Source organism: Paenirhodobacter sp. (genome assembly GCF_050177655.1).
Classification (GTDB): domain Bacteria; phylum Pseudomonadota; class Alphaproteobacteria; order Rhodobacterales; family Rhodobacteraceae; genus Rhodobacter.
In genome coordinates this window covers 1-12,214 of sequence record NZ_JBFXGV010000042.1, presented here as the reverse complement: position 1 = coordinate 12,214, position 12,214 = coordinate 1, and the positions used below count along the sequence as shown (strand labels likewise).

Annotated in this window: 9 protein-coding genes and 1 pseudogene; 4 read left to right on the top strand and 6 right to left on the bottom strand. The window is 70.5% G+C overall.

Going from position 1 to position 12,214, the window contains the following annotated elements; translation table 11 throughout:
* Positions 1 to 105 precede the first annotated feature (105 nt).
* On the bottom strand, positions 106 to 2,043 hold the full coding sequence (locus AB7U46_RS13760; RefSeq protein WP_428337551.1) for a methyl-accepting chemotaxis protein: 1,938 nt from the start codon (positions 2,041 to 2,043) through the stop codon (positions 106 to 108).
* Between the two features lie 116 nt (positions 2,044 to 2,159).
* Entirely contained in the window at positions 2,160 to 3,233 is a 1,074-nt protein-coding gene (locus AB7U46_RS13755; protein ID WP_428337550.1) for a response regulator transcription factor, read from the bottom strand.
* A 369-nt stretch (positions 3,234 to 3,602) separates the two neighbouring features.
* On the opposite strand from AB7U46_RS13755, the gene AB7U46_RS13750 reads away from it, so the two are divergent.
* Complete coding sequence (locus AB7U46_RS13750) at positions 3,603 to 4,178, top strand: hypothetical protein (RefSeq protein ID WP_428337549.1); 576 nt, start codon at positions 3,603 to 3,605, stop codon at positions 4,176 to 4,178.
* Positions 4,179 to 4,249: 71 nt separating this feature from the next.
* Entirely contained in the window at positions 4,250 to 5,476 is a 1,227-nt protein-coding gene (locus AB7U46_RS13745; RefSeq protein ID WP_428337548.1) for a surface lipoprotein assembly modifier, read from the top strand.
* A 30-nt stretch (positions 5,477 to 5,506) separates the two neighbouring features.
* Here AB7U46_RS13745 and AB7U46_RS13740 read toward each other — a convergent pair whose 3' ends face one another.
* Positions 5,507 to 6,040: a hypothetical protein gene (locus tag AB7U46_RS13740; RefSeq protein WP_428337547.1), complete on the bottom strand. Its 534-nt coding sequence runs from the start codon at positions 6,038 to 6,040 to the stop codon at positions 5,507 to 5,509.
* A complete protein-coding gene (locus AB7U46_RS13735) occupies positions 6,037 to 6,711 on the bottom strand; it encodes a hypothetical protein (protein WP_428337546.1) in 675 nt (224 codons plus the stop codon). The genes AB7U46_RS13740 and AB7U46_RS13735 overlap by 4 nt, the downstream gene beginning before the upstream one ends.
* Before the next feature lie 118 nt (positions 6,712 to 6,829).
* Between AB7U46_RS13735 and AB7U46_RS13730 the strand changes: the two genes are divergently transcribed.
* Complete coding sequence (locus AB7U46_RS13730; protein ID WP_428337545.1) at positions 6,830 to 10,060, top strand: hypothetical protein; 3,231 nt, start codon at positions 6,830 to 6,832, stop codon at positions 10,058 to 10,060.
* Positions 10,057 to 11,592 (top strand): hypothetical protein, encoded by a 1,536-nt coding sequence (locus tag AB7U46_RS13725; RefSeq protein ID WP_428337544.1) that lies wholly within the window; start codon positions 10,057 to 10,059, stop codon positions 11,590 to 11,592. The genes AB7U46_RS13730 and AB7U46_RS13725 overlap by 4 nt, the downstream gene beginning before the upstream one ends.
* A 20-nt stretch (positions 11,593 to 11,612) precedes the next feature.
* Here the strand turns inward: AB7U46_RS13725 and AB7U46_RS13720 are convergent.
* Both AB7U46_RS13720 and AB7U46_RS13715 read right to left on the bottom strand, forming a co-directional pair.
* Positions 11,613 to 11,993: pseudogene (locus AB7U46_RS13720) on the bottom strand (M10 family metallopeptidase C-terminal domain-containing protein); the annotation flags it as partial.
* Positions 11,965 to 12,105, bottom strand: a complete 141-nt coding sequence (locus tag AB7U46_RS13715) for a hypothetical protein (protein ID WP_428337570.1) — start codon at positions 12,103 to 12,105, stop codon at positions 11,965 to 11,967. The gene AB7U46_RS13715 and the pseudogene AB7U46_RS13720, both read right to left, overlap by 29 nt.
* Between the last annotated feature and the right edge of the window lie 109 nt (positions 12,106 to 12,214).

Below are 12,214 nucleotides of genomic sequence, written 5' to 3'. Positions count from 1 at the left end.
GCGGATATTTTTCTGCGCGGCAGCACATGGGCGGAACGGGGGCAAAAGCGCGCCGGCGCGCGGGGAGACAACCGCCCCCCGCGCGCCGGCGATTTCGGTCCCGCGTCAGGAAGCGGCGCGCATCGGCTCCGCCTCGGATGCCGCGCCCCCGCTCAGGGTGAAGACCGAACTGGCCGATTGCAGCGCCCGCGCCTCGCTCAGAAGGGCCTGAACCGCCGCGGAATTCTCCTCGAACATCGCGGCATTCTGCTGCGTCACCCGGTCGAGCTGATTGATCGCGGTGGTCACTTCGGCAATCCCCGAGGACTGCTCCTGCGCCGAGACCTCGATCCCCTTCACCAGCGCGTCGAGCTCGGTGATCAGCGTCTCGATCTCCTGCAGCGCGGTATCCGAGCGCGCCGCGAGCGCAACGCCCGATTTCACCTGTTTCTCCGACGTGCCGATCAGCTCGGCGATGTCGCGCGCCGCCTCCGAAGAGCGCTGCGCCAGCGCGCGCACCTCCGAGGCCACGACCGCGAAGCCGCGCCCGCTTTCGCCCGCCCGCGCCGCCTCGACCCCCGCGTTCAGCGCGAGCAGATTGGTCTGGAAGGCGATCTCCTCGATCACCCCGGTGATCTTCGAGATCTTCTGCGAACTGTCCTCGATCTGATGCATCGCCTGCACCGTGTCGCGCACGATCGCACGCCCCGAACCGGTGGTTTCCAGCGTGCGCCCGACCGCGACCGCCGCATCGCGCGCCCGCTCGCTCGAGCCGCCGACGGAACTCGACATCTGGTTCATCGCCGCGGCCGTTTCCTCGAGCGAGGCGGCCTGGGTCTCCGTCCGCCGGCCGAGCTCGTCGGAGGCCGAGTTGAGCTGTCCGGTCTCCGCCTCGATCAGCCGTGCGCTCTCCACGATCGAGCCGGCGAGCAGCATGAATTTCTCCATCGCCGCGTTGAAATCCTGGCGCAGCTTTTCATAGGCCGGCGGGAAGGTCTGGCCGATGCGCACCGTCAGATCGCCCTCCGACATCGCCGCGAGGCTGTTGGCGAGGGCGTCCACCACCCCCTCCTGCTCGCGCATCTGGGCGGCGCGCTCCGCCTCCGCCTGGGCGCGCTGCGCCTCGCGTTCACGCGCGAGCGCCGCCTCCTGACGCAGTTTTTCCTGCTCCGCCTCGGCCTCCCGGGCCGCCTGCTCACGCTCGAGCGCCTCCGCCGCCGCCCGCGCCCGCGCAAGCTCCGCGTCATGCTCCGCGCGCGCCGCCTCGAGCTGGTGCTTCTCGATCAGGGACAGGCGGAACTGTTCCACCGCGCGCGCCATCTCGCCGATCTCGTTGCGCGCGCGGGCAAAGGGCACGTCGCTTTCGGTATCGCCCGCCGACATCGCCGCCATCCGCGCACCGATCGCCGCGATCGGTCGCGTCACCGAGCGCGCGAGCAGCGTCGAGAGCCCGACGAGCGCGATCGAGCTGATGCCCAGCATCGCGAGGCTCATCAGCCGCAGTTTGCTCAGCGCCGCGTCGATGTCGGAGACATAGGAGCCGGTGCCGACGATCCAGCCCCAGGGCGCATATTCGCGCACGAAGCTGATCTTGCGCTCCGGCGTCTCGCTCTCGGGTTTCTTGAAGTAGTAGATCAGCGAGCCGCCGCCCGATTTCACCACGATGTCGCGCATCTCGGTGAAGATCGGCGTGCCATGGGCATCGGTATAGCCGGCCTGGCTCTTGCCGATCCAGGAGGGCATCGTCGGATGCACCTGCATCACCAGGTTGCGGTCGAAGACGAAGAAATAGCCGTCCCCGCCATAGCGCAGCTCGGTCAGGCGCAGACGCGCCTGCGCCTGCGCCTCGGGCAGCGCGATCTTGCCGGCGGCCACCTCCTCCTGCAGCTCGGCGAGCATGCTGATCGCGGTGTCGGTCACATCGCTCAGATGCCTTTCGCGCATGTCATAGGCGTTTTCGACCGCCAGATGCAGCATCACCTCCGACAGCACGGCCAGCGCCAGCGCCGAAATCAGAACGATCGCGTAGATGCGCGCATGGATGCGCGACAGAAAAGCCAGCATGGAAACCTCCGTCCAGTGCTTCCTTGCTCGCACGATGCCCTTAAATATTCGTTTCTGAATGAGGGAATGCATCGAATCGGTCGCGCCGCCCCCCGCGGCGAAAGCGCGCAACCGGTTCAGCGCAGCCCCAGTTCGTAGCCGCGCGCGATCGCCTCGGGGATCGTCTGCGCGCCGAGCTTGCGGCGCAGATTGGTCATGTGCAGGTCCACCGTCGGCAGCGAGACGCCAAGCAGATGCGCGATCCGGTCGCGGCGCTGACCGCGCGCGAGCAGCTGGAACACCTGCATCTCGCGCGGCGAAAGCTGCGGCGGCACCTCGGCGCGGGTGGGCAGCCCGGGCTCGGCGACGCGCGGGCGCGCGATCACCACCGCATGGCCGCGCCGCACACTGCTCGGGAAGATGCTGAGCTGCACCGGCGGGGTCGAGACCGCGCCATGCGCCGCATCGACGAAGACGATATCGGCGATCGGCGCGCGCGACCGGGTGGCGCGGCGCAGCGCGCCCTGAAAACGCCGCCCCACCTCCCCGCGCAGCGCGCAGCGCCCGGCGCGATAGTGAAACACCGGATGGCTGCGCAGCAGCCACTCGCCCCCGGCATCGAGCGAGATCACCCGCGCCTCGGCATCGAGATGCAGCATCGCGCGCTCGGGCGGGGCGGTCAGCGCGAGGCCACGCAGCGCGCCGATCTCGCTGCGCAGCACGAGGCAGCGGCGCAGATGCGGCGCGAGCCGGGAAAGCCGCGCCATCACCGCCGCATCGAAATCGCCCATCCCGCGCGAGCGATGCAGCCCGATCGTGCCGGTGCCCCAGACGGTGTCGAAGCTCGCCCCGGCGACCCAATAGGTATCGGAGCCCTCCTTGCGCACATGCTCGTTGTAGAAGGTGCTGCCGAGGAACCGCTCCATCCCGACCACGTCGGTCGCCCGGCCGAAGCGGTTGATCACCCCGGGGCGATGGCTCGCCGCGATCAGCGGGTCGCTTTCGGCGCCATGCTCGGCGTAGAAGCGCAGCGCCCCCGCGTCCCAATGGCCGGAATGGGCGTCGACGCTGAAACGCGCCCCGGGATCCTGCCAGAGCATCCAGCACGAGCGCGCGCCGGTGATCGCGGCGAGATCGTTGGGCAGCTCGGCGAAGGAGCCGGGATCGAGCACCGCCTCGTAGATCCGATGAATATAGGTGTCGTCATCCATCCGTCCGGATCACCCATCCAGACCGGCCGCAACCGGAAATCCCTTTCGATCGGGCCGGGGCCCTGCCCTCTTGCCGGCCGGAACCGACGTCGTACCCGCAAGTCTAGGGCGCCCCCCTGTCACGGGACAACTTTGCAAGCCCCTGTTTCCGTTGCGTCATCCCGGCTTCGCCCAAAAATGCGTCATCCCGGTCGCGCCCCCGGGAGGCCCGGCCCTCCTGTCCGATCCCCCGGCGACGCACAACCTATGAGTTCTCATAGGTTGTCCGCCCCGCTTACGGCCGCTCAAATGCGCGTGATCCCCGCGTGGCGAAACCGCGACGCGGACCGCGGATCATTTGCGGATCATAGAAAATTCAGGGGTTTAGATATGAACAAGACGCTTCTTCTGGCCAGCGCGGCTGCCTGTATGGCGCTGGCCGGCTGTCTCGGCGGCGGCGATGGCGGCTCCGGCGCGCAGGCCACCGAAACCTACGACCGCATCGAGGCCGGAATCGACGACGGCTCGATCACCACCGTCTCGGACATGCCCACCGGTCAGGCGTCGATGTCGGGTCATATCGGCGTCGCCGATGTCGGCGAGGACGGCGATCTGACCGCGATCGGCGCGCTTGCGCTCGATGTCGATTTCGATGGCGGCACGGTGACCGGCTCGGCCAGCGATTTCGGCCTCTACAATTCGGACAGCGGGAACAAGACCGAAAATATCACCGGCACGCTCGACGTCGCCGGCACGCTCAGCGGCAGCACGATGACCGCCGACGCCAGCGGTGAGCTTTCGGATGGCGAGACCCCCTCGGATGTCGCCCTGACGATGACCGGCGACTTCTATGACGACGGTGGCGATCTGCTGGTCTACGGCGACGTGAGCGGCACCATCGCCGACGCCGCGGACGGCGGCGACAGCCAGACCGTCGAAGGCGGCTTCTACGCCTACGAAGACTGAGGGCACGCCCTCCCCGACCCCGCCGGCGGCGCCCCCGCCCCGGCGGGGTCTTTCCCGGTTCCGGACTGACCATGCCCGCCTTTCCCGCCCTGCACCCCCGGCTGCGGCGCTTCGCGCTGATCCTCGCCCTCGGCCTCGCCGCCGCGCTGCCCGCCCGGGCGGAGACGGTGCTCGGCCTCGAGGACTGGCTCGCGCGCGCCGCGCAGGCCCAGAGCGCCGGGCGCGACCGCGAGGCGCTCGCGATCCTCGGCGCGGTGGTGGCGGAGCGGCCCGGCTACGCCCCGGCCGAGGCCGCGCTGACCGCTGCGCTCGACCGGATCGGCCCGCCCGCCCGCGCCGAGGCGGTGCTGCGCGGCGCCCTCGCGCGCGATCCGAAGCATCGCAAGGCCTGGCTCGCGGCGCTCACCGCGCTCGACCGCGCGCATCCCTGGCGGGTCTCGGGCAGCTTCGCGCTGCTGCCGACCACCAACCTCGGCCATACCTCCTCCGAGCGCTATCTGGTGACCGATTTCGGCACCTTCCTGATCGACGACGGCGGCGAGGAGAAACCGGGCCTCGGCGCGAGCTTCGGGCTCAGCGCCGATCGCGTCTTCGCCCTCGCCCCCGGCCAGCGGCTGCATGCGACCTTTTCGCTCACCGGCGCCTGGTTCGAGGCCGCGCGGCAGCGCTACGCCGAGCCGGGGATCGCGCTGCGCTACGAGAATCTCACCGGCCCCGGGCTCTGGCAGATCGAGACCTACCTGCGCCAGCGCGCCTATGACGGCGCCCCGGGCGATGTGACCTCGGACCAGCGCACCGCGGGGATCTCGGCGGCGCGGCTGATCCCGCTCGGGCGCGGCACGCTCACCCTGCGCGCGCGTTCCGAATATCGCAGCTTCCGCGAGAAACCCTATTACGACGGGCCCTATCGCGCGCTCGGCCTCTCCGGCAGCCAGAGCTTCGGCGCGACGCGGCTGAGCTACGGGATCACGCTCGACCGGATGCGCACGCGCAAGGATTACCACCGCAACCGCGGCGTCGCGCTCGACATCGGCCTCACCCGCGATTTCAGCCCGCGGCTGACCGCCGGGGTCAGCCTCTTCGCCGACTGGCACCGCTATGACGCGACTTTCCCGATGCTCGGCCGGCCGCGCTCCGACCACAGCTTCGGTCTCGGGCTGAACCTGCGCCTGCCCGGGGTGCAGCTGATGGGGGCGAGCCCGCAGATCGGCTGCACCGCGCGGCGCAACATCTCGAATGTCGCGCTTTATTCCTGGGATGCGGTCGATTGCACGCTGGGCTGGCAGCGGCGGTTCTAGGCGCGGCCCGGCCCCGGTCGCGCGCCACAATCACGGCCCGAAGCTCTTCGCCATATAGCTCACCACCGCGTCGAATTCCGCCTTGCGCGCCGCGGGATAGCCGATTTCGAAAACGCGGATCAGCCCGGTCTCGTCCTCGGTCACGCGGCGATAATAGATCTCCTCTCCGCGCAGGCCCGAAAGCACGTACCAGCCCCGCCCCGCGGCGCGATAGCTTGCCCCGCCATGCTCCTCCGCGTCGCGCGCGCTCTGCTGCGCCGGGCTCAGCCCCTCGGCATTGTATTGCGCAAAAACGTAAAACCATGCCTGCCCGTCGACCGAGCTGAAGCGCCGCCCGTCGCCGCTGTCGGGCGCCGGATCGGGCCGGAAATAGCCCGTGGGATAGGAAATCACCGTGCCATATCGCGCATTGCGGTAAAGCCCGTAGCCGCCCTCGCCGGGCAGGAAACTGTCGGGATCGGCGGCACGCGCTTCCCCGGGCAGCGGATCGGCCAAGCCCGGCACGCAGGGCGCGAGCCACGCCGCCCCGGCCAGCAGAGCGGCCACGAGACGAAGGCGCGTCATCCGATCTCCTCCCGCCGGGCAAGCACCTGCAAAAGCGCCTCGGGCCCGGGCCGGAGTGCATCGGTTTCGATCACCAGCCGCCGGTGCCCCTCGAGTTCGAGCGCGAGCCCGCGGCGTGGCCGGGCGAGCATGATCGCCCCGGCCGCGGTCGGATGTGCCCCGGCAAGCAGCGGCGCAAGCGCGCGCATCCAGCGCGGCAGGTCGCGGCTCCAGGGCTGCACCGCCGCGATCGCGCCCCAGGGCAGCTCGATCCGGGCGAAACCGCGGCGCAGCTCGATCCCCTCGGCGCCCGGGGTGAGGCCGAAGCTCTCCGACCACCAGCCGATTGCGAGGAAGATCAGCCCCGCCGCCGCCATCGGCCAGAGCAGCCAGGCCGAGGGATTCAGCCGCTCCGCCTCCGCGCCCGCCCAGAGCGGCAGCGCGAAGAAGAGCGCGGACCAGAGAATGCCCAGCCAGTCGGGCCCGATCACCGCCGGCCCCGCCGCGTAATGCAGCGGCGCGACGTGGCGCGGGAAGCTGAGCGCATAGGCGGCGACGGCGAGCGCCAGAAGCCCCGCGGCGGGCCAGAGGCCGAACCGCCCCGCCACCAGCGCGGCGGCGACCACCAGCGCAAGCACAAAGGCCCTGCGCAGCGCCCCGCGCAGGCCATCATAGGAGAAACAACGTCTCATGCCTCCTCCTGTCCTCCCCCGTTAGCACCTCGCCGCGGCCTTGTCCTTGAACTGGATCAATCCTTCGTGAGCGGCGCCGCGCTAGGCTGGAGGGGTGGAATCCGGGGAGGAGGCCGCAATGTTTCTTGCACCGCAACCGCAGGCCGGGGCGCGGGCGCGCCTTGCGCCACATCTCGCGCGGCTCGGCCTTGCGCTGCTCGCCGCCCTCGCGCTCTGGCTTTGCGCGCCCCGCCCGGCCGCGGCACAGGCGCAGGAATATGAGCTGCGCGACGTCACTTTCCACGTGCCCGCGGGCTGGGCGCTCACCCGCTCCGCCCGCGATCAGGAATATGATTTCACCAGCCCCGACGGGCGGTTCCAGCTCTGGGCGCGCTGGTGGCTGCAGGACGAACCGCTGCTCGGCTATGACGATGTGGTCGCGCATCGCCCCCGCACGCTTGCCGGGCAGGAGGCGCTCGAGGTGATGACCGAGGGGCCGGCGGAGCGCTTTCTCGAGGTGCTCTTCCCGCGCAAGGACGCCGAGGGCGAGCAGTTCCTGTTCCAGCTGATCGCCCCGCCCTCGGTGCCCCGCGCCGAACAAAGCGCGCTGTTCGAAGAGCTGCTCGCCGGGCTCACCGTTTCCGGCCTGCCCGCGCTCGCCGCCCCCGCCCCCGTGCCTGCGCCGGTGCCCGCCCCCGTGCCCGCGCCGCAGCCCGCAGTGCCGGTGCCGCAGCCGCCCGGCAGCTCCGGCGCGCGGACCGTGCCGCAGCCGCCGGTGCAGGGCGCCGCCGCGCAGCCCTCCCCCGCCGCCGATCGTTTCACCGATGCCAGCGGCGCCTTCTCGCTGCCGCAGCCCGCGGGCTGGACGAGCTTTGCGACCGAGGCGCCGGGCCTGCGCGAGGTGGTGCTGATGGCGCCCGGGCGCGACGCGCTGGTGCTGGCCGCCGCCGCCGCGCCCGAGGGCGGGCGCCCCGCGGCGCAGGTGCTCGACGATTTCCTCGGCCTGCTCTATCGCGACGCGCTGATCGTGAAGTCGATCGAGGACGAGAACTGGCCGGTGATCGCGGGGCAGAACGTCCATGCGATCGAGACCATCGCCAAGGTCTATGCGATCAACAGCCAGGCGCTGCCCTATCCGCGCGGCCGGGTCTGGCTCTACCGCGTGCCCGACGCGCCGCGCCCCTTCCTGATCGTCACCATCCGCCCGCCCGAGGCCGATGTCGCCCTCACCGCGACGCTGAACGCGATCGCGCTTGGCTTTCGGCTCGATCCGGGCGCCCTCGCCCCGCCCGCCGATCCGCCGCGGACCTTGGCGGGCACCGCGGCCACGGCGCAGGCGCCGCTGCCCGCCGCGGACGGGGTGATCTTCGACGGCCGCACGCTCGCCGGGCTCGAGCCTTTCGCGATGCACGGCGTCGATCCCGCGACGGCGGCGCGCCTCGGCCCCGAGGGCTGGCGCGTTGCGATCCCCGACGACATGGGCTGGGCGAAGCTCGGCTTCAAGGCGGTGGCGAAACCGATCCTCCCGCCCGGGCCCGAGGCGGTGCGCCAGATCGCGCTCGACATCGACGCGGAGGCGACCACCGGGCTCAGCCTCGCGCTGGTGCCGCCCGCGCGGATCGGCGAAGACCCCTGGGACGCGCATGCGCTGCGGGTGCAGTTCATCGCCGAGGACGAGGGGCTCGGCCGGGTGCAGGTCGATGTGAATGGCCGCGCCGAGCATTACGAGAAGCGCTTCCGCTGGCCCGCGGGGGCGGCGCGCCTCGTCGTCACGCTGCGCCCCGACCGGATCGTCGAGATCCGTGACGGCGCCGGCAACGAGATCGCGCAGGTCGCGCATCGCGCCGCGCTGCCGCGCGAGGCGCTGGTGCCCGTCGTCTATCTGCAGGTGGCACGCAAGAACCGCGCGACGCAGCTCATGCTGCGCCGGGTCGAGACGCGGGAGATGCCCTTCACCCCCGACCCCGCCTTCGACGCGCTGACGGAAGCGCCCGGCGCGCAGGTGCTTTTCGACGGCACCGGGCTTGGCGGACTCTGGGAGCCGAACGAGCGGCGCGAGGGGCAATATGCCCGCGTCAGCCGGTTCGAGGATGGCGCGCTGCGTCTTTCCTGGCGCGAGGACAGGGGGATCTGGGCCGGGATCGGCGCGCCCGAGGCGGTGATCTGGCTCGACGGGCTGCGGGGGATGGGCGAGGCGGAGCTGAGCTTCGACTTCGACCCGGAGGCGACCGGCGACATCGACATCGGGATCACCCCGCCCTGGACCTACACCGGCAATCTGACCGGGGGAAACAGCTACATGCTGCGCTTCACCCGCGCCGAGGACGGCAGTTTCACCGCGCTGAGCGCGCTGCGCGGCCAAGAGGACAAGGGCCTCACCGTCACCGGGCTGAAGGCGGTGCCGGCGCATCTCGCGCTGATCCTGCGGCCCGGACGTGTCAGCGTCGCGGCCGAGGGCATCCCCGACACCGCGCTCGGCTGGCCGATGCTGCACGAGGGCGTCGGGCTGCGCCTCGCCGTCGACGCGATCGCCGATCGCGAGGGCAAGGGCGCGATGGCGCTGCGCGGGATCACGCGCAGCCTGCGCCCGGGGCGCGCGCGCGCGCCGGAAGGCCCCGCGCCGGGGGTGGCGCCGCTGCCGGTGACGACCTTCTTCACGCCGCCGATGGGCCCGGGCTGGGAGGGGATCTCCGCCGGTCGCGCCGAATTCGCGGCGCTCGCGCAGGCCACCGCCGCCGGGCTGCGCCTGACCCGCCGCGATCCGGTGCCCGACTGGAACCGCATCGCGGTGCTTTCGCGCAACCCCGCCGTCGCGCTCGATTATCGCATCGAAACAACGCCCTACGCGCTCGACCTGCAGGTGAAACCGGCCCCGGACCTCGGCCTGCGCCTCTATCTTTCGAAGGATCCGGAAAGCTACGAGGACCATTCGACCGATGTCATCAGCCTGCGCGTGCTGCGCGAGGGGCCGCAGGCCGGCGATCTCGAGCTGCAGCTCCACACCGCGCATTACAGCTATTTCCACTGGCGCCGGGTGCTGCCCGCGGCCTGGTGGCAGACGGAGTGGGACGGCCATGTCGGGCTGCGCTTCGTCGAGGGCCGGATCGAGCTCTGGATCGCCGGGCGACCGGTGATCACGGGCGAGACCGACTCGAGCCGGCGCGGCTTCACGCTTTTCCCGACGCTGGTGCCGGGCGGGCCGGCGAAGACCGATCCGGGCAATGTCACGCTGGTCTCGCTCACCGGTGGCTGGATCACCCCCCCCGGGATGGACGCCGGCGCGCGGATGCGGCTTTCCGACGATGCCGCCTTCGACCCCGCGGCCTTCGCCGATCTGATGGCCGCCGATGTTCAGGAGAAGACGCCATGACCCGCCTCGCCCCCCTGCCCCTGCTGCTCGCCGCGCTGGCGCTGCCCGGCCTCGCGCCGGCCGAGGAGGCGCTGCCCGCGGGCCGCGACGCGCATGACAGCCACGCGATCGAGCGCTGGATCGGGCTGCCGCATGACCGCCAGCTTCTGGTCTTGCAAAGCCTCGGTGTCGCGGTGCCGCAGGAGTATTTCAACTGCGTCTGCCGCGCCGCCGGCTATGGCAGCCCGGGCACCGCGCAATATTACCACCCCGACACGATCGGCGAGTATGACAAGCGCTATTCCTGCCAGCACCCGGGCCCGCCCTGCATCGTCTCGGGCTATGGCTGCACCCGCCACGACCTGCCGACCGATCCGAAGATCTTCGAGAGCTGCGCCGCGCAGACCGGGCTCGCCGGGGGCAATCCGCTCGACAATATCCTCGACGCGCTCGCCCATCGCGACACGCGCGCGGCGCTCACCGGCAATCCGGTGGTGATGGTGGCCGATCCGCTCGGCCGACCGCCGCCCGATTGCGCGAAGGCCCGCGCCGAGGCCGGGGTCGCCCCGCGCGTGGAGGCGACGACGGCGAGCAGCCGCGAGGTGCCGCCCGACCGGATGATCTGGGCGCTCTCGCCCGAGTTGCAGCTCAAGCTCGCCACGATGGGCTTCGACCCCGATCAGCAGCGCCGCGTCGAGGAGGCGATCGGCGCCGCGCTTTCCTCCAGCGTCGAGATCCTGAACACCGCCGACGAGAAGGATCTGCGCATCGACTTCGACGGCTTCGAGATCGGCATCACCCGCGACCCCGACGGCCGCGTGCATGCCACCGAGATCACCGTGAAACCGGACGAGGGCGCGCTCGGGCGCGAGGTCTCGGTCAGCTTCGGCCTCGACGATCCGGCCAATCCCGGGGTCAAGGATCTGCGCATCACCGGGGCGAAGTTCGGCTTTTCCTACGAGGGCGACGCGGGCGAGCTGAAATACGGCATCGAGGTGAACCGCGACGCCACCGCGCGCGACTATTACGACGGCGAATGGCGCGCGGAATCGGAATACCGGCTGGTGCGCGCCTTCGAGAACCTGCTCGCCAAGTTCGACTTCTACGCGGGCGGCGCGGGGAACCTCGCCGAGGTGAACATCGGCGGCCGCAAGATCTCGATCGGGCCGGAATATTCGTGGAAGATCAAGGAGCGCTACTCGGACTGGCTGTTTTCCGACATGAACGAGGCGCTCGACGACATGCTCGCGACGCAGAAGGACTGGGAGGACAGCCGGCACGATTACATCGACCGCGAGGCGGCGCGTTTCGGCATCGACGCGCGCTGTTTCGCCGCCGGCGAGACGATCGGCCTCGTGCATGACGCCTATGAAAAGGCGAAGGCCAGCGATCCGACGGTCGAGGCCCCGTTCCGCACGATCACCGAGAAGATCGCCGAGCGCCAGCGCATCGCCGAGGAAGCCGCGCGCAACCCGAAGCCCGCGCCCGCGCCGAAACCCGAACCGGTGCCGCTGCCGCCGACTGGCCTTTGGGAGCCGACGATGCTGCGCTGAGCGCGCATCGCCGGGACCGATCAGAGCATCAGCGCATCGCCGATCTCAGCCACACTACCGCTGACCACGATGGCGAAATCGCTGACGCCGTCGCCATCGGTATCGCCCTGCAATACACCGCCACCATAGCGGAGTTCGCCCGCGCGATGGCTGAAAGCCGCACCCGCGATCCAGGTCCATCCCTGGACATCTGCGCGCAGCGCATTCGCGTCGACCGAGGTCAGATCGATCATGTCGCCCACCGCGAAATCGGTGATCCGGTCGGCGGTGGCGCGGGTGGCGCCGGTATCCGAGACGCTCAGGAAAACGAAGACGTCATCACCGGCATTGCCGGTCAGGATGTCGAGCCCGGCGTCGCCCTGCAGCAGATCGTCACCGGCACCGCCGCTCAGGCTGTCGTCGCCATCGCCCCCCCGTCACCACGTCGTCGCCGTCATAACCGAAGAGACGATTGTCGTTGACGTTCCCACTCAGCCAGTTTTCGAGCGCATTGCCCGGCCTTGTTGCACAAATCGGGTGAGGGATTCACTGCGTGAATCCAGCATGATAGCTGGATGGCATGAGCAGTTGGGCCCCTACGAAGTACAAGACCACGAACTGGTCGGCTTACAATGAAGCGTTG

Excerpts from the sequence above, each read along its gene's own strand:
- AB7U46_RS13735 (WP_428337546.1), bottom strand. The coding sequence starts at position 6,711 with ATGAGACGTTGTTTCTCCTATGATGGCCTGCGCGGGGCGCTGCGCAGG.
- AB7U46_RS13760 (WP_428337551.1), bottom strand. The coding sequence starts at position 2,043 with ATGCTGGCTTTTCTGTCGCGCATCCATGCGCGCATCTACGCGATCGTT.
- AB7U46_RS13745 (WP_428337548.1), top strand. The coding sequence starts at position 4,250 with ATGCCCGCCTTTCCCGCCCTGCACCCCCGGCTGCGGCGCTTCGCGCTG.
- AB7U46_RS13725 (WP_428337544.1), top strand. The coding sequence starts at position 10,057 with ATGACCCGCCTCGCCCCCCTGCCCCTGCTGCTCGCCGCGCTGGCGCTG.
- AB7U46_RS13755 (WP_428337550.1), bottom strand. The coding sequence starts at position 3,233 with ATGGATGACGACACCTATATTCATCGGATCTACGAGGCGGTGCTCGAT.
- AB7U46_RS13740 (WP_428337547.1), bottom strand. The coding sequence starts at position 6,040 with ATGACGCGCCTTCGTCTCGTGGCCGCTCTGCTGGCCGGGGCGGCGTGG.
- AB7U46_RS13730 (WP_428337545.1), top strand. The coding sequence starts at position 6,830 with ATGTTTCTTGCACCGCAACCGCAGGCCGGGGCGCGGGCGCGCCTTGCG.
- AB7U46_RS13750 (WP_428337549.1), top strand. The coding sequence starts at position 3,603 with ATGAACAAGACGCTTCTTCTGGCCAGCGCGGCTGCCTGTATGGCGCTG.